Origin of the sequence: Sediminibacillus halophilus (assembly GCF_900103695.1) — a bacterium.
Taxonomy (GTDB): Bacteria; Bacillota; Bacilli; order Bacillales; family Amphibacillaceae; genus Sediminibacillus; species Sediminibacillus halophilus.
In genome coordinates, this window is sequence record NZ_FNHF01000001.1 from 998236 (window position 1) to 1018505 (window position 20270).

Here is a 20270-nt window from a genome sequence, read left to right on the forward strand (position 1 = left end):
ACAGTTAAAGTATATCCTACGCACATGAATTTGAGAAGAGATATTTTAGATTTTTTATAAAATCTGCTATAAAAGATATTTCCAATATGGAAAAGTTGTGGTCATCACACATCGTTGGTTTTATAAAAAGGTTCTAAGGTAATACTTGGGAAAGAGGAGGTTGCTGGATGATTAGTCTACTGATTAAAATCGTTATGCTGCCATTAATTATTTTGCTCTTCACATCTACTTATGAAGGAGTACAATTTGAATCTGTGTGGCAGACCATTGCAGCTATCGTTTTGCTAGCGGTTGTTGGAGTGGTGATGGAAGCTTTACTTTTGCGGAGAAAAACATTTTGGCTGAGTATCTTACTCGATTTCGTAGCCACTATAGGATTACTGTTGCTTATTTCCGCTGTTTTTTCGGATATCGACGTCACCCTGACCGGAGCAATTCTGATTTCGGTAATTGTAGCGATACAAGAATATTTTGTTCATTTATTATTGATTAACAATGATAAATAACCCCGATTGTTAAAGGCTCTCGTTCCTCATTCATTGGCGTATTGGACAGAAACTGCGCAGTAACTGTAATGGGAAGTGCCCTTCTATTCAAAAAGCGTGTTAACCAACGCTTCGGAGCATACTACGCTTTCCGCGGGCACGGCTTCAGCTAACTTGGTAAGGAAAACCCTTTATCAAGTGAATCTTCAGCTCGCGCTTTTCCCGTTGGAGTCTGCGTATGCTACCTGCGCTAAGAGGCATGCTGAATGTCGCAAGCGTAGAAATTTTTCCTTGAGACTCAACAAGCTGTCTTAAAAACGGTTGTCAGGAAGTAGGTTCTTTTTTTTTCATAAAAAGACAGTGGGGGGGTTACGTCTTTTCTCCTTCTCTTGGACTTTCTGCTTGTTACCAATGTAAGAAGTTAGGAAGACAAATCCAAACGAAGTCACAGTTTATACATTTTGCGCAACAGCAAAAAAACACAGAATACTACCTTGTTGATAATTGTGTTTTGAACGAGGGGCTTTTCTATATTCTGAATAAAAAAGTCATCACATTTCGTTTAAAAAGTAGGTTTAATCCTCCAAATTTAAGGATATTGTATCTATACATCTCATCTAAATGGTTATTCTCTACTTCCTATTGGTGAGGTAGAAGTAAATGAAACTTCCTCCCCCCTTAAAAATAGAGCTCATTACAGGCTCGCCAGACTGCCGAACTTCGGCAGTCTGTTTTTTGTTCATGTATATTTTTGTTTTTCATCAAGACGAGTATTTTGTTATTTACTTTAAATACGATTACTATTGATAATAGAAAGAAAATTTTCCGTTTGTGAGAGGATTGAACAAAAGTTGGAGTTATCGGTTCAAGCTTTGATTTTTTTATTTTCTACTATGTTGATCATCGGGGTGTTGGCCACAAAGTTTTCCACACGATTAGGGCTTCCCTCGCTTGTACTCTTCCTGCTGCTCGGTATGTTTCTAAACAATTACATATTCTTTGAAAATGCCAAGCTTAGCCAATTAATTGGTATTGTCGCCTTGATTATCATTTTATTTGAGGGCGGTACGCAAACTAAGTGGGGAAATATCCGCCCTGTACTTGGGGCAGCTGGTTCTTTAGCTACAATCGGCGTGTTGATTACCACAGTCGTCACTGGTCTGGCTGCTATGTATATCCTGGACCTTTCCTTGCTTGAAGGAATGCTCTTCGGTTCCATTGTGGGGTCCACCGATGCTGCGGCGGTATTTTCTGTGCTCGGTAACAAAAATATCAAGCGCCGGATCACTTCAACACTGGAAGCCGAGTCCGGTACCAATGATCCGATGGCTGTCTTTTTAACTGTGACGCTGATTGAAGTGATTCAGCTGCCGGACAGCTCCATATGGACTGCAATCGGAAGCTTTTTCTGGCAGATGGGGATTGGATTGGTAATCGGTATCCTGCTTGGTAAAGCAACGACCACTGTTATCAATAAAATCACGCTCGACGCTTCCGGTTTGTATCCTGTTCTCGCACTTGCATGTGCTATTTTCACCTATGCTTTCACCTCCGCTGTCGGTGGCAGCGGTCTGCTTGCTGTTTACGTTATGGCGGTGTACATCGGCAACAATGATTTGATGTACCGATTTTCCATTTTGCGATTCAACGAAGGTTTTGCCTGGATGATGCAAATCATCATGTTCATTCTTTTGGGGTTACTGGTATTTCCTGAACAATTACTTGAGATTTTCTGGCAGGGCCTTTTGTTATCTATGGTTTTAATGTTCATCGCACGTCCTATCGGTGTATTCCTCAGCATGCTCTTTATGAAATACACAGGTAAGGAAAAGACATTCATCTCCTGGGCAGGCTTGAAAGGGGCAGTACCCGTCATCCTCGCCACTTATCCTACGCTCGCTGGGGTGGAAAACAGTCAATTGATTTTTAATGTCGTATTTTTCGTCGTGCTTACTTCTGCACTGATTCAAGGAAGTTCGTTATCCTGGCTTGGCAGCAAGCTGAAATTGACAGAAACGAGACAGGCAAGTCCCTTTCCTACAATGGAATTGATTACACTGGGTAGATCCGGAGCGGAAATCATGGAGGCAACCATTAGTGAAGATACACCGGCTACAGGTGTGACGCTTGAGGACTTAACCTTACCAGAAGAAACACTGATTACCGCCATCATACGGGAAGGAAAAGTGATCACTCCAACCGGGAGCTCGGTTCTCCAAACCGGAGATACATTGTATGTTCTTACCCACAAAAAGCAGCGCGACCAGGTCAGGGCTCTCCTTTTTGGCAAAAAGAAACCGAAGAGAACAGAAGAAAAAGACGAGAGAAAGGCAAAAAAAGCACCTAAAGACTAAAAGGAGGCATTCACTGCAGACGAGCGAATGCCTTCTTTCTTTTTACTGATGGATAAATTTCACACAAACCGGATTCGGTACTGTCACACCTTTTTGCTTTAACTCCAGCTTCCCGGTTTCCGGGTCACGTGTAAACAAAGTCAAATTACTGGAGTTTTGATTGGAAGCAAGCAAGAATCTTTCAGACGGATCCAGACTGAAGTCGCGTGGCCAATCACCTTCTGTCGAATAGTGCTCGACAAACGTTAGCTTTTCCCCGTCCTCCTCCACTGCAAACATGGCAATGCTATCATGACCACGGTTTCCGGCATAAACAAAGCGGCCATCTGAGGAAATATGAATGGCACTGCCCTGGCTATTTTCAGTAAAACTTTCAGGAATGGTCGAAATCGCCTGAATTTGAGAGAAACTTCCGTTTGTTTGGTCATAAGCAAGTACAAGGACTTCATTGCTCAACTCCGTCATTACATAGGCAAACTTTCCATTGGGATGGAACACAATGTGGCGAGGCCCGCTCCCTGGTTTTGTGGAAAAACTGCTTACCTCTTCCAGATTCCTATTATTGATTTCATATGTTTTTATCGTATCGGAGCCTAAATCAACTACAACGACATATTTTTCATCTGGCGTGTAGCCCGAAAAGTGGACATGCGGTTTTTCTTGTCTTTCATGAGGTCCGGAACCAGCATGTTCGACCATGGATGAAGCAGGCTCAATTGCTCCTGTGTCAGCATCGACTGGGTAGGTATCGACCGTACCTTTATGATAGTTGGCCGTAACCAATTGTTTGTTTAATTCGTCAATACTGATATGACAAGGGGCAGCTCCCTCCAGCACCTGCTTGTTCACCAGAGAAAGGGTACCGTTTTCATTAATGGAATATGCTGCTGCACCTCCTCCATCCTGTTCCTGCATAACGGAATAAAGGTATCGATTATCCTTGCTTATCGTTAAATAGGTTGGTTTTTCTAAGTGAGCAGCATCCGCTATAACGGAAACCTCCCCATTTGACTGATCCAGCGAAAACGAATAAATGCCTAAGCTGTCCCCGTTCGTATATGTACCAATATAACCGAGGATTTGTTGTTTAACCATTATGGTTCACCTCCATAAAAAGATACTTTCACTATACCATAACCATCTGAATCTGTGTTTTTTCAAGATTCCCTATCCATTTTCTGAAAAATCACTTATAATGGCGTTAATCTATCTAGAACACATGTTCTTGAAGATAGATAGCAAAGGGGGATGCGCATGAAAGAAATAGAGCAAGTAGAAATAAAGATCGAAACGCTTCGTTCGAAAATGTATCAAGTGTTCACGTGCAATCCACAAAGCTCGGATATTTTAAAAATATCCCAGACACTGGATGAAGCGCTGAATTTGTTTGATGCTTTAAAAGACTCAAGCGAGTCGGAATAAATCTTTTCGTACTTTTTCCAAGGAAATAGTGAAGAAGCAACATCGACAAACATAGCAAACTGTGTCATGGTAAAAAAAGAGGAAGGATATTGAAAGGATGTGTTGTTATCGGTCGTTTTAATGAAGGTTCTCTGGATCATCATGATATATTCAAACAAATGGTAGAGCGATTGACAGAATCTATTATCATCCATATTGATGGGGAAATTGTTTATATTAATCAATCAGGTGCTGAACTTCTTGGAGGAACCACGCAGGATTTTATCGGTAAAGAGCTTCTTTCTTTTATCCAGGAAGATTATCATCAAACCGTGCAGGACCATATCCATCAGATAGTAGTAAACGACGCATCTGTATCTACCAGCGAACAGGTAATCAAACGTAAAGATGGTTCCACCGTTGAAGTTGAAGTTAATTGCAATCCGTTGCAAATGGAGAATCAGCGTGCAGTTCAATCTGTCATACGGGATATAACAGAACGAAAAAAAACTGAAAAATCGCTTGATAACGCATTAAAAGAAATTAATGCGCTTGCTTCACCAGTGGTTCCAATACTTAATGGGATTGCCGTCCTTCCCTTGATTGGTTCCATTGAAACCGAACGGGCGCAACAGTTTTTGGATCATATTCCCGCCACGGTTGCGGAACAAAATATCGAGTGGTTGATACTAGATTTTTCCGGCATTATCAACCTCGACACCTATGTTGCCGATTATTTGTTTAAAATCAATGAAACCATCCGTTTGCTCGGCATTGAAACAATCATCACCGGGATGCGGCCGGATTTGGCTCAAGTTGCCACCCAGCTTGGAATCAAATTTTCCATTAAGTCGTTTGGCTCTGTCCGGCAAGCTCTGAATTTTATTGGAGTAAGAGGTTAAAAGGAATAATAAAACAAACTTTGTCGGGTGATTGACAGGAGAGGTGAGAGATGGGATTAAAATCAAACATCTACAAAATACTTCGAATTTGGAATGATATCGATGCTGTCAGGAAAGGGCGTGTCGGAAAAAGAATCAGCAGACGTGCCGCGGGTAAATCAGCCGGTAAAGCAATTAGAAAACTGTTAAAGTAAGATAACGTCCCAGTCTGGCTGACTTATCAAGGCATCAAGGGATGAACGGAACAAGTATTCAATCCTTTCCACTACCAAAAGGATCAGCTCAAATTTACTGATCCTTTTTCTGTATATAACAATTAGAAGAGTTATCTGCCCCTTGTACCATTCAACACCCTGAAGAGTGCTGTATTCCCCCCTTTCTTTTCACGTGCATCCGCTAATCAAAATATTTATTAATAAACAATCCCCCCTAAAGATCCACACTCGCTATTATTACAGGTTTTCCAACCTTGAGAGAGCTATTAACTGAAATGGAATAATCGAACCAACATCCTCCCTCTTGACTTAATAAGGTTTAGGACTCGTCAAGCCAATATCGTATACACCTGAAAGTATTTTAGGTAAATAAGAAAAAACGTAATGTTGTATAGCTTCATTTTCCTTGTGAATATGGCTTAGCCATACCCTCTCTTTGTTCACATTGGAACCGATAAAATATAATAGGATTTCTCCTTCTACCTTTTGGGTTCCAATTAATTTGAATCCTGTACTGCTATGTGGTGGTATTTCCCACTTCATGTTGATTCCCCCTTGCGTCTACTATACACTGATCCAACAAAATTTCAATGTTTATTTCGAATTTTCAGTTAATAATTGATTCTATTAAATTGTTGCTTTTCACAAAAGATTTATATTACTGCATAATTTGATTCAACCTTTCTAACTATGGTTTATTGAGTAGCAGTGGCGCGCTGCGGAACTACCCTGCCCTTTCCGCGGACAACAGTTGAGTTCCTCGAGCATGTGCGTGCTCTGCGAGATATCACCGATGCCCTTCCTCTCGCTGGAGTCTTTCTTAAAACAGCTTTCTATTCTATACGAGGATGCTACAAAATTAAGTGTTACTGGAATTATCGACTATATCTAAAAAAACATGCCGATTTTACAATCGGCATGTTTTTTATCTTTTACTGGCTACATTGGTGATGACGAACCTGCTTTTTGGTAAGGTCGGCATCCTAGCCATGTCAATGCTCTTATCCTGTGGAGGAACCTCATAATCAATCATCGTCAAGAAAGCCAGACTGGTTTTCATGACCTCTATGGTAACCCATTCGCCGGCACAGCGATGTCCCATATCATATTCCCCGCCGCCTTGCGGGATAAAATCGAAGGGACTCTCTTTCCAGTTTCGAAAACGTTCTGGCCGGAATTGTTCCGGTTCTTCCCAAATATCCGGATGATGATTTGTTCCATAGAGATCAAGCAGCACAAGCGTGCCCTTTTTGAAGGCATGCCCTTTCCAAGTGAAATTCCGTCGTACTCTTGCTCCAGTAAATGGACCGAATGGATAAAAACGCCGGACTTCCTGTACGAACCATTTCCGGTAACTTTCTCCACCCTGTTTTACCTTTTCTCGAACTTCCGGATGATTATGCATTGCCATCGTACCATAAGTAATAAACCATGAAATAGCAACAATCGGCCTGATGATGTTCAGTAATTCCACTGCTGCCATTTGCGTACTTAATCTTCTATTGCTTAGTTCACGATGAAAGGCCATCTCATAGGCAGCTGTTTGCTCAGGCGGCTCATATTTCCCGTTACGTACATCCTTTATGATTTGCTGAGCCCATTGTTCCATACGTGCCCGTGCCCTGCGTCCCCTTTGATAACGGGGACCGACTGCACCAAATGCATCGATCATCGCGCCAAGGTCGCCAGCATGCTGCTCCACTTGCTCTTCATTGACCGGCACCCCAGCCCATTTACAGCCCATGCGGTACATGATTTGTCTGGCTTCCTCTAAGAGAACTACTTTATCTTGATTTTCCCATTCATTAATGCTTGCCTGCCATTGTTCTGCAGTAATATCTTTCAATACCCTTAATCTTTTTTCTGTCATCAGCGACATAAACAATTGCTTTCGATGGTGATGGGCTGCTCCATCCATTGTTTGGACACCATTCATACCAAATAAAGTCTTTTGTACTCGTTTTGGCGCAGCTCCCTTCCGTTTAAAACGGTCGTTATCATAAAATATCTCTGCAGCCTCTTCTCCACTCATACAAATCGCCTTTTGTCCCAGCAATCGTGTTTCAAAAATATTTGATTGAAACCGACGACATCTGTTCGGAATATAAAGGTATCCCTCCTGCATGAGCGACAGGCTGTTATCCAACCCTTTTTCCCGAGGTATGCGAGTATCTCTGACCATGGGTAGCATCTCCTTTTAAGGGGCAGTTTCCAGTAAATTATTGGAACCTGGGTAGAATTTTCATTCCGGTTCCCCGGTTCATCTGTTATCAAACAATAGCTTCTCCAGATTCGGCGTGAATATGTAATAACTGGAAGAGAAGAAAAACGAAAAAGGCTGCCAAGTTTTCCTTGACAGCCTGAAATAACGTTTTACCGTGTATATACTCGCACATATGTCGGATTGGCCGTGATATACAATCCGCTTTTGATTTGATACATATACCCGCCGTCCACATAAAATCGATCGCGAATGACGGTAAACACTTCACCCCGGCTGACAATGACGGCCCTGTCATTCCAATCCGCTGTATTGTACGTCCACAAAGAATCAGCCAGAATTTCAATATATTGTTGCCCGGTATTTCCGCCACCGTCATCCTCAAAGCTGATGCCGAAGAATCGACAAATAGCCTTTGCATGAATCCGGGCGATGTTAGCCACATAGGTCGATTGGCCGGAACCGAAAATCCGCTGAAAATCATTATTATTGGTCATAAATCCATTTTCCGTCAGAACTGCAGTCATGTTGGTTTCCCGGCAAATGTGCAGATTAGTCCAACTGCCCGGCTGACTGGCATGGAGACCGGTTCCATGCGTGCTGTAACCGGCATTTTGCACCTCTTCGACATACAACTCTGCCAGCCGGCGTGCTTCGTTCGCTGTGTACCAGTAAAAGGCACAACGACCTTCCGCACTCGTTGAAGAACTTGCATTCGCATGAATCGACCAGACCAAATCGACATTCTGGGCATTATAGTAATTTGTACGCTGGGTCAAGCCTACCTCTGGAGAAAACGGCTGCTGATAAAGCAATGTGTCGATCCCGTTACTGCGGAGCAGACGGTCCAGTTCTTGGGCGACCAGTGAATTGAAGTCATGTTCTTCATATACGACTCCATTGCGAATAACCCCTTTTCCTCCGCCATTTTCCCATGTATCTGATCCATGGCCAATATCAATCGCTACTCTTACCATCTATACCAGCTCCTTCAAATATGATTAGAAACAAGGGCTTGGCATCCTGACAACAAACTGTCGAAGCGGCGCCAAATCTTCGACAATTTAAGTGGTCATTCAACCCCTTGTTACTAAATAAAGAAGACAGGCATGTCTATTTAACAACCTATTATTTATTTTTTTCTTCTGCCGGGGCCAATTTTCGTTAAGAGCCGACCTAACCCGATAGAATACGATTAGTTCAATAGATCAAACTAGGTGTATTCCCCCGAGGATCTATTTAAAAAAGGGAATTTATTGTAACTCCATGGAAAGTAAATAATATATATTTTTTTCTCCAAAATAAATATGGCTATCCTAACGAAAGGAATGAAAAAAGTGAGAAGGAACCTTATTCAGTTCTGGACTTATTCAGATCCCATTTACTTTCAATGCACCCGGCTCTCCTATATTAAAGAAAATACTAGCGACTTCCAAAATATTTTCAGGGTGCGGCTCACTTCTTACCAGGGGAAAGATATTACACTGGCAGATGGCACATCGATCACCAAAAATGATACATTGATCAAAATCCATCTTCATAACATCCGGTTAATCAATGAAACATATGATATTTCGAGCGAAATCCGAAAAGGACGACACATTTATCAAACGGTACAAGCCTCGCTTCCCGGATTGGCTGCCTATGTAAGAGACCATGTGAAGCATGAGCAAATAAAAGGCATCATCGGTATTACGGTCCTGAATCACAAAATCTGCCGAAGACTTGGCTTTGAAACCTACGCCATCTCCAATCCGGCTTACAAATGGTTCAAGCAAGTTATATTTTCGACCATCAATAAGCTTGCGACGAACACCTCCAGCCTTCATAAACTCAAACAGGAGCCAATGTATTTATTTATGTCCAAACAAAAATTGCTCAGTGTCTATAAAAATAATCCCTTGTAAAAGACGAAAAGCCAACCAAGCTGGTTTACAGCTGGCTGGCTTTTAGCCTACCACTTTCTCTTGGATTGCTTCCACCGCAGACTGTAGCCGGTGGATGGTAATTTCCGGTCGGCTTCCGATCCGAATATTCAAGCCGGTCTGACCAAGACCTTCACTAATGTAAAACGTCTTACCCTTGTGCTGGTGTAACCCCTTAATCATATTCATCCTGACCAGCTTTCCCATTTTTACTAAATGGAAAGCTTTTGGATAAAGAATTTGGCCGCCATGAAAATGGCCGGATAACAGATAGTCATAAGCATAATCCTCCATTTCCAACACAACGTTCGGATCATGGGTCAATACAAGTCGATATCCGTCTCCTAACCCATTAAAGGACCGCGAAAGTTCGCTGTGGCCAGTACCATAATCATCAATTCCGATAATATGAAGTGGCTGCTCATCTAAAAAGATGGTTTTGTTTTCATTCTGAAGCACGATACAGTTGTTCGCTTCCAAAACCTCTCGTAAATCTTGAAAACTTTCCTTATTCAGTACATAATCATGATTTCCAAAGACTGCATACATTCCGTAAGCGGGTTCAAGTAGATTCAACTTCTGCAAATACGGTTCCAATTTGGGAATTGTACGTTTTCTGTCGAGAAAGTCTCCTGTTAGAGCAATTAGATCAATCGGTTCATCTTTTAATTTTTCGTAGAGCTGCTGGGGAGAAATCGATATATTTTCCAAGTGCAAATCTGACAGATGCAGAATCTGCAGCGGGGCTTCCTGTCTAGTATCGAAGGCCGGATCGAGATCCAGCGTATTGATTACAACATGCTTCGTGTTCTGGTAAGCTCGAATTCCAACCACGGTCAAAAGAATGGTTAGAGTTATCAAAAATAGATACATCGTCAGCACCTCCGTCCTCCATTATACAGGAATGCGCTATAACACCGGACTAGTAATTACTGGTTTCGCTGCCAGAGAGATACTCAATACCAGACGAAGAAAAACCACAATTTTTATCCATACTAATCTATAGGATAAAAAATGGAGGGAACCCGATGTGAAAAAGCTTCTCTTTTTGCCATTTTTACAGCTTCCGTCAGGACATCACCAAGTAGCCGATACAATCATCAACCATATGCTGGAGTTAGATAACCGTTTGATTTGCAAGAAGGTCGACCCCCTTGCCTATACTTTCGGCAAACTAGAAAAACTCATTTCTGGAACCTATTTAAAATGGATACAATATTTGCCGCAAACCTACAGTTGGCTGTACCAAAAATCGGTGTATGACGAGCCAACTACCCATAAAGATTTTCATTTATATGACATGCTGTTCACCAAAGCAATCAAAACGCTTTTGGAAGAGGAACAACCAGATGCTGTCATTTGTACACATTCCCTTCCCTCCTATATTATCGGCCGCTTGAAACAAAAGGAACATGTGAATGTTCCGCTTATCAATGTTTATACTGATTTTTTTGCCCATCACATGTGGGCAAAGAAAGAAGCAGATATGCATTTGGTCTCCTCTCGTATTTTCAAAGATGACTTGGTTGAAAAAGGAGCGCATCCCGATACCATCTACCTAACTGGAATCCCCATCCACAAGGCGATTAAACCCTCCCAATTCCGCATGCCGGACCAGGGTAAACCGAACCTGTTGATTAGTGGAGGAAGTTTGGGGGTAGGCGGCTTAAAACGGCTGATTGGCGATATGAAAGATCATAGCTGTACCTGTTTTGTTCTTTGCGGAAAAAATCAAAAATTGTACACCAGCTTACACAATGAACATTCCGCATTGATTAGACCGCTAAGATATATTGAGTCCCGAGAACAGATGAATGAAATATACGACTTAGTCGATGCCGTCATCAGCAAGCCCGGCGGCGTTACGATCAGCGAGTGTATAAGAAAGCAAAAACCGGTCTTTATCTATCATGCTTTACCAGGACAAGAAGAGATCAACCTGAAACTGATCAAACAACTAGGCATTGCCAAAGACAGCATCGGGAGGGGAAATTTGGAACAGCAGATCATCCGCTTTTTCGACGATGATATGGAAGCTACCCGTTTGGAAGCAAATCTTGCTGCCTACCATCGCGACCTCTCCCTTGATGCCTCCACATTGCTATACAAGAAGTTGATTAGCCGATAACGACTTTTTTTAAATTGTTTAAAGAAAATGAGCTTCCCCTATTAAAATTGTTGTAAATTAAGACGATATAATCAGAGCGGGCATAAACAAAAGAAAATAATGTTTTAATTTGCAACAAGAACAGGGGGAAAACAAATGAAAAAGAAAAAGAGCAGCAATCGATCATTCAGTTTGAAAAACAGATTGATCATTGCTTTTTTAGGAGTATTGTTGATTCCGAGCGTCATAATCGCAATCAGCTCCTACATGAGCTCCGCAAACAAAGTGGAAAGCCAAATGGTACAGACCGCAGAAAAGAATGTCAATCTTGTTAGTCAAACGGTGGACCAATTCGTATCCGCCCAACAGGAAAACATCGATTACTTATCCAACGCGATTCAAGCTGCCGACATTGAAAACGACAGTGATGCCCGGACTCGCGAATTACTGGATACCATCCAGGATTCCAAGGCAGATGTGGAGCAGACTTTTATCGGTACCGAGACAGGACAATTCATGAATTCACCGACATCCTTCAAAAACCCGCCCGACTACGATCCACGTGAACGACCGTGGTACCAGCAGGCAATGGAGAATAAAGGCAATGTTATCGTGACAGATCCATATGTTTCAAAGTCTTCCGAGCAGGTCGTGGTTACATTGGCAAAAGCAACTGCCGACAACCAGGGTGTCGTAGCAGTCAACCTGAAACTTGGCAGTCTTACTGATATGACAAACCAGGTCTCGATTGGAAAAGAAGGCTACTTGTTTTTATTGGATAGTACCAACCATTATATTAGCCATCCGACCAATGAACCTGGTTCTGAAGCAACGGAAGATTTTTTCCAAGATATCCAGGCCAATGACTCAGGGAGTTTTAATTATAGTTTCGAAGGAGAACAGAAAAAACTCGCATTTGCGACAAGTGAGGTGACTGGCTGGAAAGTTGTCGGCACCATGTATCAGAACGAAGTCACATCTGCAGTAATGCCAATCTTGATTACTACCATCATCGTCATCGCCATAGCAATCTTACTTGGTGGAGCAGTCATCTTCTTTATTATCCGCTCCATAGATAAACCAATCAGCGACCTGGTAAGCGCAGCGGATCGTATCAGTGACGGAGACCTCAGTGTCAATGTCGATGTCCAACGCAACGATGAACTAGGTAAGCTTGGCGAAGCATTTAACAAAATGCGCAACAACTTAAGCGACGTCATCTTGCAAGTAAGGGAAAAAGCAAGCAGCCTGGCAGCATCTTCCGAACAGTTGAACGCCAGCACCGAACAAAACACTTCCGCTACCGAACAGATCTCTTCCTCCATCCAGGAAGTGGCTTCTGGAATGGACAGTCAATCTTCCCGGATAGTAGAAAGTACGCAAATGGCAGAGGAAATGTCCAAATCGATCCAGCAAATTGCGGAGAGCTCGAATGAAGTGTCAACTACGACAGCTAGTGCATCATCCGCTGTTAAAGAAGGAAACAAAGCAATTGAAACTACTGTCGGGCAAATGGAATTCATCAAGAAAACTGTCAATGAACTATCCGGCAGTATTCAAGGGCTTGGCAGTCATTCCAAAGAAATCAGTAAAATTGTCGATGTCATCACAGATATTGCTGAACAAACCAATTTGCTCGCATTAAATGCTGCTATTGAAGCGGCACGGGCTGGCGAACACGGCAAAGGATTTGCGGTCGTTGCTGATGAAGTGCGGAAATTAGCTGAACAATCGGCACAATCGACAGACCAAATCCGCCAAATGATTGGAACGATTCAAACCGAAACTTCCAATGCGGTGGAATCGATGAAATCCGGTACAGAAGAAGTGGAAAAAGGAATTACCGTCGTTCACCATGCTGGCGAATCGTTCACAGAAATCACTGGGTTTGTCACCACTGTTTCCCAGCAAATCGAACAGGTAACTTCTAAAATCCAGGAAATCGCTTCTGGTACAGAGCAATTTGTCAGCACATTTGAAGAAGTTGCCAAGGTCTCTGACTTCACTTCAGATGGTGCCCAAAATGTGTCTGCTTCCACAGAAGAACAGCTGGCATCCATGGAGGAGATCAGCGGATCTGCCACTTCTCTGTCACAAATGGCAGAAGAACTGCAAGATTTGGTAAAACAATTCAAAATTTAAAAAGCAATCGATATTCACCCTGTGTATCCTTCATACACAGGGTTTTTTCTTTGTTTTTCAAACAGTATAGCTATATCCCCGTTTCCCCCTCCTTTTCTACCCTAAGCTTTCCTCTTCTACTACAGAAAAAAAGACGAACCAGGGCTTTTGGCATACGTTTGCGCCAGGAAACATACCGCTTAAACACTTCCTTAATCCAAGTAAATTCATAAGATTTTCCCAACCTTATTTTAGCAGGTATTCCTATAAATTCGCAGAATTGGTAGATAAATCTTTTAAAGGAGGAATTGTATGAAAAGTTCATTGTTTGCCGGTTTATCACTTGTCGTCTCTTTGGCCATTTTTCCGTCGCTGACTGACGCAGCATCCTCTGCCGCTCAGCTGGAAAAATCAAACGAAGCCCCTACACCGATAGCATCAGTCGAGAAAGGGAGTTACCAAAAAGGCGAGGTAGTCGTCAAATTCAAAGAGAAAGCGGGAAAATCTCTCCAAAACCAGGCATTGCAGAGTTTGAATGCCAAAGTCCTGCCTGATGAAGATAAGGTGGACTCCCCTTTCAAAGTGCTGCAAGTTGGGAATGTAGAAGCAGTCGTTAAGGCGCTCGAGAAAAATCCGAATGTGGAGTATGCGGAGCCAAACTATACCTTTAGTGCGACCTGGACACCAAACGATACGTACTATCGCAATTATCAATACGGACCACAGAACACCTCCACCGACAGAGCATGGGATGTGACGAGAGGAAACAGCGGCCAGGAAATAGCTGTTTTGGATACAGGTGTCGATTACAACCATACTGATTTGGACAGTAAAACAATTAGAGGATATGATTTCGTCGATAATGACTACACGCCAATGGACTTAAACGGCCATGGCACCCATGTAGCCGGTACCGCAGCTGCTGAAACAAACAACGGAGCCGGTATCGCCGGTATGTCACCAAATACATCCATTCTTGCCGTCCGTGTTCTCGATGCCAACGGAAGCGGTTCACTAGCAGACATCGCGGATGGCATTCGTTATGCTGCCGATTACGGCGCAGAAGTCATCAACTTGTCGCTCGGATGCAATTGTGATACACAAACATTGGAAAATGCCGTAAATTATGCCTGGAACAAAGGGACAGTTGTCGTTGCAGCAGCTGGAAACGACGGCGTTTCCACTACTTTTGAACCTGCGTCTTACGACAATGTCATCGCGGTCGGAGCCGTCGACCGAAATGACAGAAGAGCTTCCTTCTCCAACTATGGAACCTGGGTGGATGTAACCGCACCAGGGGTGGATATTGCCGCCACTGTTCCTAACAATGGGTATGCTTACATGTCCGGTACCTCGATGGCCTCCCCTCACGTGGCTGGGCTTGCCGGGTTACTGGCTGGACAAGGAAGAAACAATGCACAGATTCGTCAGGCCATCGAACAGACTGCCGATCCGATCAGCGGAACTGGTTACTATTTCGAGCATGGCAGAATCAATTCTTATAATGCTGTTAATTATTAAGCAAAAGAAACGCAAAACCGAACCTGCTCCCCCCACGACCATTTTGGCAGGATAGAAAAGGCTTATGACTGTGTAAGAGCAGTCATAAGCCTTTTCGTTTAATGCCAAGGTCATTCTATCTATTTCTGCACTCCCTTTTTTGAAAACCAATAAAGATAAGCTATCCATTTTCACATCAAGATTTAAGCATTGCCTTGATTCCGGCAATATTGATTCCTTTGTCGATCAGTTTTTTCACTTCTTTCAGCCTGTTAATGTCCTTCATGGTATATACTCTTCTATTGGCCGCGTTTCTGGCAGGTTTTATCAGCCCGTGTTTTTCATAATAACGAATTTGCCTGGCAGACAGACTTGTTAGATCTTTTACTACACTTATTGGTAAAGCAGCTAATTCATCAGGAATGTCATGATTCAACCCCTTCCCCTCCTTTTAATTTCTCTCAAAAGGTGGTCTCACTTGGATGCCACATGTGCATATAATTCCTTTAGGTTTTTAAATCCCAGTTTTTGAATCGCTTCTATACCTGCTGCCCATAGGCGTGCAGCGGCCATGGCATCATGGAGCGCATGGTGTCGATGGTCAATATCGATTCCGAAATAGGCGCAACATTCATCCAATGTTGTCAATTGTGCCTCTGGTTCCACGGTTTTTGTCAAAAAAGAAGTATCGATTATCCGGTGTTGGAAGTTCATGCGAAGCGACATCCAGGTTGCATGCTTCATAAACTGTTTTTCATGATTGGCATGGTGTGCCACCAATGGATCTGCTTTGATAAACTGATAAAATTCCTTTAATACGTCATGAATGGTATCGGCTTCTGCAAGCACCTCATCGGTTAGCCCGGTAAGATTCACCACTTCTTCAGTCAGAGGCGTTTCACAATATACAGGAGCATAAAACGTTTCATTATCGAATAGCTGATTACCTCGCATTTTCACAGCACCGATGGAAATTATTTGATCCCCTTTATACGGAAAAAAACCTGTCGTTTCCAGGTCAAAGACAACCACTCTTAATTCAGACAAAGGGACTTCAAGTACATCTTTGTTTTTCAGTTCGCGCTGCAATTCTCGCATGTATGCCATTTTCCCCGGATCTGTCTGACTCGAAAGCGTGGCGTAAGGACTTGCCCCAAGCTTTCCCGACATCTGTTTTACAAATTGAATCATTTGCTCCATGATCATTTCGAACACGCTTCTTCTATTTTGGTTTTCGTTTTGGAAAAAAGCTTATACCCTTTTCTCATCATGCTTTTTAACTCCTGTTTTTCCTGCTTGCTTAGATCCTGGATCGAAATAAGGTGGACTTCCTTGTACGTCTTTGCCTCTCTGCGAAATTTCAGACGAAAATCCAAAAGCGCTCTGAAGTCTTTCTCATATGTCTGCAAGGACTGATATCCCTCTGGCAGCTGGCTGAATCTCGATAAGGTGGAAGGGGCGAAAATCTTATTCTTTAAAGCCAGCAGTCTTAATGCATTGACATACGGAAATAATGCCTTCTGTTTTAAATGGATGGTACCGGACTGTTCCCCTTGCTGTTCTGGGAGCAACTGTCCAAATATCCCAATACCTTTTCTGTAAAAATCCACGTTGTCAATCAGACGGTGAAAAAGGTCGGGCTGTTGTTCAAGAATGGAAAAAGCAGTATGTTTGAGCTCCGTCAAATAGTTGGTATCCCCTATCAGAACCCGTGAATCGAAAAAAGTGGAAAAATGACGCAAGGTCTGCCAACTGGCTTCTGTCATCCAGGCCGTTATTTGCTGATGCCATTCTACCAGTGAATTGCACCATAGCGGGTTGGAAGACATTACTTCTCCATCGCACCGCTCATAACCAACCAATTCCAATGCGTTCGATATTTCCGTTCCTGCCCTTAAAAAATAAGATTTACATAAATCATCCCCGGCAAAAATAATACCGTGGTCTTGATCGCTCCATACCGATTGTTCATACCTGCCGGCACTTCCCATTAAAAAGAAAGCAAAAGGAGCAGGGGGATCCCCCAGCTCTCCTTTGACTTTTTCCATTGCTAATTGGACGGTTTGTGCCATCAGTTGATCATGGTATGCATTCAGTTTTTGATGATTTACCGCAGCAGCCATAAGACGACTACGGTTAGCCTTCATTTCCCGATAGATAGTCACAACCGAATCCACCTTTTTGACAACATTACGCTCCAGTTGCTTTTGTATTTTTATCTGTCTGTGGCAAGTTTTCAGGATAACCATAGCTGCCATGCTCGCTCAAGTCCAAGCCGACAATTTCCTCTTCTTCCGAAACGCGGAGACCACCCATAACTTTATCCATGATCTTTAACAGGATGAAGGCAACCACAAAGGCATACAACCCACTTGTGACAACCCCCATGATTTGGACACCCAGCTGCTCGAAGCCGCCGCCATAGAATAACCCAGGGCGACCGACACTTGCCAGTTCCGGTGTAGCGAATAAACCATTGGACAACGTTCCCCAAACACCAACTGTACCGTGGACAGACAATGCGAAGATTGGATCGTCTATTTTTGCTTTATCGAAAAATTTCATACTCAAGAAAACAATCAATCCACCAATAAAGCCGATGACTACCGCCGCCCAAGGCTCCACGAATGCACAAGATGCCGTAATGGCAACAAGGCCTGCGAGTGCACCATTCAATGTGGTAGGTACATCCGCTTTTCCTGTGACCGCCCATACAATAAGCATTGCACCGATAGCACCGGCACCTGCTGCCAATTGTGTATTCAATGCTACATAACCGAAGAATGCGTCTGCTACTTCCAGTGTACTACCTGCGTTGAATCCAAACCAGCCGATCCAGAGAATCAATACGCCTAAAGCGGTATAAACCTGATTATGACCAGCTATATCATTAGAAGAACCATTTTTGTTATACTTACCGATTCTTGGCTTCAAAATAATGGTTGCTGCCAGTGCAGCCATCGCGCCAGTCAAATGGACAACTGTCGATCCAGCAAAATCCTGTTTTCCATGATCCGCCAGCCAACCGCCGCCCCAAATCCAGTGGGCAACCACCGGGTAAACAAGCGCCGAGAACAGAACAGCAAATACTACATAAGCAGATAATTTCGCTCTTTCTGCAAATCCGCCAAAAGCAACCGTCATTGCGATACAAGCAAATGCCATTTGGAAGAAGAAATCGGTAGATCCAGCTAATCCCTCACCCATGGTAGTGGCATCACCAAAAAAGAAATCACCAAACCCGATTAACGTCCCCTCACTTCCATAGATGAAACCCCATCCGACAGCCCAGAATACCAACGAGGTGATTCCGACAGTGAATACTGTCTTTCCTGCAATATGACCGGCGTTCTTCATCCGGGTCGAACCTGCTTCCAGTAAAATAAACCCTCCAAGCATTAAGAACACGAGTACTCCACTAACCATGATCCATACATTATTCATTAAAAAAATAGGATCCATAAGTTCTCCTCCCCTTTTATGTGATGTCTATTAACATCAAATGTTAAGTATAAAGTTAGCAGTTTCGAAATTTTCACGCAATTTAGTTGTAAGATTATCTAACAAGGTTTTTCAGGAAAGGGTTTCCATTTTTGAATCCCTCCCTGAATATGGTTTTACGGAATTGAACTTTGTCCAATTCCGTAAAAACCAACATATCGTATGAACAGATTGCTTTTAAGCGTGCTAATCCCACTGTGTGTTGGGGACATAAAAAGAGCTGCACAAAAGTCATTCATCGACTTTTGTGCAGCTCTTGTCCTTACTGATTGATAAACAGCTCAAAAATTTCTCCATAGTCCTTTCTTGTATAAAGCTGCTTCTGTTGTTTCAGCCAGTCAAATGCTGCGTGATTAATATCATTGAATTCTTCAGATATACGAGCCTCACTGCTCCTGCTTTGGTTAAGCGTCGCTGAAGCCAGTTCCAAACTCTGCCTTGCATAATCCAGGTAAAGTTGGTTGTCCTCGGTGATCTCTTCCATCTTGAGGAGCGTCTTATACAGATCCTTGATTTCGGCGATGAACTTTTTATGTACATCGATGGAAAAAGCAGTACCGCCCAGCGTAAACTTGATTTCTACATCTAAATCGATTGTACCGGCTGTTTCAAGCGCGACGTTCGAGACATCCTTTGCATAGTAGCTATATCGATGCAATGTTTTCTTCTTGCTGGTGGCGCTAGTACCATCTAAGTGAATCAGCGCTTTGTTTGTGAAACAATACTCATCAGACTTCGACTTGATCAGAAAGTAAATTTTTTCTCCGTCCACATGCATAACATAATCGTCAGCGTCCGTTTTATCATAATCCTCCGGAGTAATTACACTCCCAATATCACTTAATCCAAGCGCATCAGAAGCTACCTTTTTAAACATTTTCTACTCCTCCTTCATTATCAAATGGCAATTATTGAGAATCAACTATGAACCAAAACAACGCAAAGAACGCAAATAGAATCAAAATAATACCAAGTATGATTACAATAGTCAGAATCCAGCCAATAACTTTTCTTCCTGTCTGGATCCAATAGATTCCCAGCGTCAACAAACTGAATATAAAGCCGAGAATCCCCCATAAAACCGGACTCTTCCCATGCTTAGGCGCATCGACCACCAAATAGATGGTTACCGCAACCGAAATGATCAATCCGATAAACTCCATAACTGCCCCCCTTCTGCTTTTCTAAAGCTCACTTATTTCTTTTTTGTCTAATCCTGTACCCGCGTTTTACTTTCAAATCCAATTTTCTTATGGGTACCGTCACAGAATGGCTTATTACTGGAAGCACCACACCTGCATAAAGAAAATGCCGGTTTTGTTTCGTACACATTGCCATCTGCATCTTGTAATTCCACATCTCCTTTGACAAGGATGGAACCATTATCCCTCACTTGAATAATCGCTTTTTGTTTTTCGCTCATCTTCACCCTCCCCTCCTATAAAATTGTACTGATTGCCGGATAGACTGTCCAGTCTTCCTCCCCATTGTCTTTCAAATTAACTTTTACCTATAGTAGATTCCAATCCCGGAGAAAA

General features: G+C 42.8%; 21 protein-coding genes. 9 read left to right on the forward strand and 12 right to left on the reverse strand.

Features of this window, described 5'->3' with window-relative positions; translation table 11 throughout:
• Positions 1 to 167 precede the first annotated feature (167 nt).
• Both BLR82_RS05145 and BLR82_RS05150 read left to right on the forward strand, forming a co-directional pair.
• Entirely contained in the window at positions 168 to 506 is a 339-nt protein-coding gene (locus BLR82_RS05145) for a hypothetical protein (protein ID WP_074597894.1), read from the forward strand.
• A gap of 830 nt (positions 507 to 1336) precedes the next feature.
• Positions 1337 to 2839 (forward strand): potassium/proton antiporter, encoded by a 1503-nt coding sequence (locus tag BLR82_RS05150; RefSeq protein WP_074597895.1) that lies wholly within the window; start codon positions 1337 to 1339, stop codon positions 2837 to 2839.
• A gap of 42 nt (positions 2840 to 2881) precedes the next feature.
• Here BLR82_RS05150 and BLR82_RS05155 read toward each other — a convergent pair whose 3' ends face one another.
• Positions 2882 to 3934 carry a lactonase family protein gene (locus BLR82_RS05155; protein WP_074597896.1) on the reverse strand — a complete coding sequence of 351 codons (1053 nt, stop codon included), beginning with the start codon at positions 3932 to 3934 and terminating at the stop codon, positions 2882 to 2884.
• A 159-nt stretch (positions 3935 to 4093) separates the two neighbouring features.
• Between BLR82_RS05155 and BLR82_RS20550 the strand changes: the two genes are divergently transcribed.
• The 3 genes from BLR82_RS20550 to BLR82_RS20970 all read left to right on the forward strand — a co-directional run bounded on the left by BLR82_RS20550 (position 4094) and on the right by BLR82_RS20970 (position 5336).
• On the forward strand, positions 4094 to 4261 hold the full coding sequence (locus tag BLR82_RS20550; RefSeq protein WP_175486756.1) for an aspartyl-phosphate phosphatase Spo0E family protein: 168 nt from the start codon (positions 4094 to 4096) through the stop codon (positions 4259 to 4261).
• Positions 4262 to 4350: 89 nt separating this feature from the next.
• A complete protein-coding gene (locus BLR82_RS05165) occupies positions 4351 to 5142 on the forward strand; it encodes a PAS domain S-box protein (RefSeq protein ID WP_083334711.1) in 792 nt (263 codons plus the stop codon).
• Positions 5143 to 5192: 50 nt separating this feature from the next.
• On the forward strand, positions 5193 to 5336 hold the full coding sequence (locus BLR82_RS20970) for a hypothetical protein (protein ID WP_175486757.1): 144 nt from the start codon (positions 5193 to 5195) through the stop codon (positions 5334 to 5336).
• A gap of 330 nt (positions 5337 to 5666) precedes the next feature.
• Here the strand turns inward: BLR82_RS20970 and BLR82_RS05170 are convergent, their stop codons facing one another.
• From BLR82_RS05170 to BLR82_RS05180, 3 genes are all read right to left on the reverse strand, one after another.
• Positions 5667 to 5900: a hypothetical protein gene (locus BLR82_RS05170; RefSeq protein ID WP_074597897.1), complete on the reverse strand. Its 234-nt coding sequence runs from the start codon at positions 5898 to 5900 to the stop codon at positions 5667 to 5669.
• Between the two features lie 382 nt (positions 5901 to 6282).
• Positions 6283 to 7539: a CYP152 family fatty-acid peroxygenase CypC gene (cypC, locus tag BLR82_RS05175; RefSeq protein ID WP_074597898.1), complete on the reverse strand. Its 1257-nt coding sequence runs from the start codon at positions 7537 to 7539 to the stop codon at positions 6283 to 6285.
• Between the two features lie 191 nt (positions 7540 to 7730).
• On the reverse strand, positions 7731 to 8555 hold the full coding sequence (locus BLR82_RS05180; protein WP_074597899.1) for an N-acetylmuramoyl-L-alanine amidase: 825 nt from the start codon (positions 8553 to 8555) through the stop codon (positions 7731 to 7733).
• A 360-nt stretch (positions 8556 to 8915) separates the two neighbouring features.
• Between BLR82_RS05180 and BLR82_RS05185 the strand changes: the two genes are divergently transcribed.
• A complete protein-coding gene (locus BLR82_RS05185; protein ID WP_083334712.1) occupies positions 8916 to 9485 on the forward strand; it encodes a YkoP family protein in 570 nt (189 codons plus the stop codon).
• A 42-nt stretch (positions 9486 to 9527) separates the two neighbouring features.
• Here the strand turns inward: BLR82_RS05185 and BLR82_RS05190 are convergent, their stop codons facing one another.
• Positions 9528 to 10376: a metallophosphoesterase gene (locus BLR82_RS05190; RefSeq protein WP_074597900.1), complete on the reverse strand. Its 849-nt coding sequence runs from the start codon at positions 10374 to 10376 to the stop codon at positions 9528 to 9530.
• 157 nt (positions 10377 to 10533) lie between these two features.
• On the opposite strand from BLR82_RS05190, the gene BLR82_RS05195 reads away from it, so the two are divergent.
• From BLR82_RS05195 to BLR82_RS05205, 3 genes are all read left to right on the forward strand, one after another.
• A complete protein-coding gene (locus BLR82_RS05195; protein ID WP_074597901.1) occupies positions 10534 to 11631 on the forward strand; it encodes an MGDG synthase family glycosyltransferase in 1098 nt (365 codons plus the stop codon).
• Positions 11632 to 11766: 135 nt separating this feature from the next.
• A complete protein-coding gene (locus BLR82_RS05200) occupies positions 11767 to 13752 on the forward strand; it encodes a methyl-accepting chemotaxis protein (protein ID WP_074597902.1) in 1986 nt (661 codons plus the stop codon).
• A gap of 291 nt (positions 13753 to 14043) precedes the next feature.
• Positions 14044 to 15252, forward strand: a complete 1209-nt coding sequence (locus BLR82_RS05205) for a S8 family peptidase (protein WP_074597903.1) — start codon at positions 14044 to 14046, stop codon at positions 15250 to 15252.
• 175 nt (positions 15253 to 15427) lie between these two features.
• Here BLR82_RS05205 and BLR82_RS05210 read toward each other — a convergent pair whose 3' ends face one another.
• The 7 genes from BLR82_RS05210 to BLR82_RS05240 all read right to left on the reverse strand — a co-directional run bounded on the left by BLR82_RS05210 (position 15428) and on the right by BLR82_RS05240 (position 20155).
• Positions 15428 to 15667 (reverse strand): MerR family transcriptional regulator, encoded by a 240-nt coding sequence (locus tag BLR82_RS05210; protein WP_074597904.1) that lies wholly within the window; start codon positions 15665 to 15667, stop codon positions 15428 to 15430.
• 38 nt (positions 15668 to 15705) lie between these two features.
• Complete coding sequence (locus tag BLR82_RS05215; protein ID WP_074597905.1) at positions 15706 to 16437, reverse strand: exonuclease domain-containing protein; 732 nt, start codon at positions 16435 to 16437, stop codon at positions 15706 to 15708.
• A complete protein-coding gene (locus BLR82_RS05220) occupies positions 16434 to 17396 on the reverse strand; it encodes a DUF294 nucleotidyltransferase-like domain-containing protein (RefSeq protein ID WP_245693644.1) in 963 nt (320 codons plus the stop codon). The genes BLR82_RS05215 and BLR82_RS05220 overlap by 4 nt, the downstream gene beginning before the upstream one ends.
• Positions 17397 to 17421: 25 nt before the next feature.
• Complete coding sequence (locus BLR82_RS05225) at positions 17422 to 18693, reverse strand: ammonium transporter (protein ID WP_074597906.1); 1272 nt, start codon at positions 18691 to 18693, stop codon at positions 17422 to 17424.
• A gap of 301 nt (positions 18694 to 18994) precedes the next feature.
• A complete protein-coding gene (locus BLR82_RS05230; protein WP_074597907.1) occupies positions 18995 to 19609 on the reverse strand; it encodes a PH domain-containing protein in 615 nt (204 codons plus the stop codon).
• A 31-nt stretch (positions 19610 to 19640) separates the two neighbouring features.
• A complete protein-coding gene (locus BLR82_RS05235; RefSeq protein ID WP_074597908.1) occupies positions 19641 to 19895 on the reverse strand; it encodes a hypothetical protein in 255 nt (84 codons plus the stop codon).
• A 47-nt stretch (positions 19896 to 19942) separates the two neighbouring features.
• Entirely contained in the window at positions 19943 to 20155 is a 213-nt protein-coding gene (locus BLR82_RS05240; protein WP_074597909.1) for a CDGSH iron-sulfur domain-containing protein, read from the reverse strand.
• Positions 20156 to 20270: the final 115 nt, after the last annotated feature.

Excerpts from the sequence above, each read along its gene's own strand:
- BLR82_RS05145 (WP_074597894.1), top strand. The coding sequence starts at position 168 with ATGATTAGTCTACTGATTAAAATCGTTATGCTGCCATTAATTATTTTG.
- BLR82_RS05155 (WP_074597896.1), bottom strand. The coding sequence starts at position 3,934 with ATGGTTAAACAACAAATCCTCGGTTATATTGGTACATATACGAACGGG.
- BLR82_RS20550 (WP_175486756.1), top strand. The coding sequence starts at position 4,094 with ATGAAAGAAATAGAGCAAGTAGAAATAAAGATCGAAACGCTTCGTTCG.
- BLR82_RS20970 (WP_175486757.1), top strand. The coding sequence starts at position 5,193 with ATGGGATTAAAATCAAACATCTACAAAATACTTCGAATTTGGAATGAT.
- BLR82_RS05170 (WP_074597897.1), bottom strand. The coding sequence starts at position 5,900 with ATGAAGTGGGAAATACCACCACATAGCAGTACAGGATTCAAATTAATT.
- cypC (WP_074597898.1), bottom strand. The coding sequence starts at position 7,539 with ATGGTCAGAGATACTCGCATACCTCGGGAAAAAGGGTTGGATAACAGC.
- BLR82_RS05180 (WP_074597899.1), bottom strand. The coding sequence starts at position 8,555 with ATGGTAAGAGTAGCGATTGATATTGGCCATGGATCAGATACATGGGAA.
- BLR82_RS05190 (WP_074597900.1), bottom strand. The coding sequence starts at position 10,376 with ATGTATCTATTTTTGATAACTCTAACCATTCTTTTGACCGTGGTTGGA.
- BLR82_RS05200 (WP_074597902.1), top strand. The coding sequence starts at position 11,767 with ATGAAAAAGAAAAAGAGCAGCAATCGATCATTCAGTTTGAAAAACAGA.
- BLR82_RS05205 (WP_074597903.1), top strand. The coding sequence starts at position 14,044 with ATGAAAAGTTCATTGTTTGCCGGTTTATCACTTGTCGTCTCTTTGGCC.
- BLR82_RS05215 (WP_074597905.1), bottom strand. The coding sequence starts at position 16,437 with ATGATCATGGAGCAAATGATTCAATTTGTAAAACAGATGTCGGGAAAG.
- BLR82_RS05225 (WP_074597906.1), bottom strand. The coding sequence starts at position 18,693 with ATGGATCCTATTTTTTTAATGAATAATGTATGGATCATGGTTAGTGGA.
- BLR82_RS05230 (WP_074597907.1), bottom strand. The coding sequence starts at position 19,609 with ATGTTTAAAAAGGTAGCTTCTGATGCGCTTGGATTAAGTGATATTGGG.
- BLR82_RS05235 (WP_074597908.1), bottom strand. The coding sequence starts at position 19,895 with ATGGAGTTTATCGGATTGATCATTTCGGTTGCGGTAACCATCTATTTG.
- BLR82_RS05240 (WP_074597909.1), bottom strand. The coding sequence starts at position 20,155 with ATGAGCGAAAAACAAAAAGCGATTATTCAAGTGAGGGATAATGGTTCC.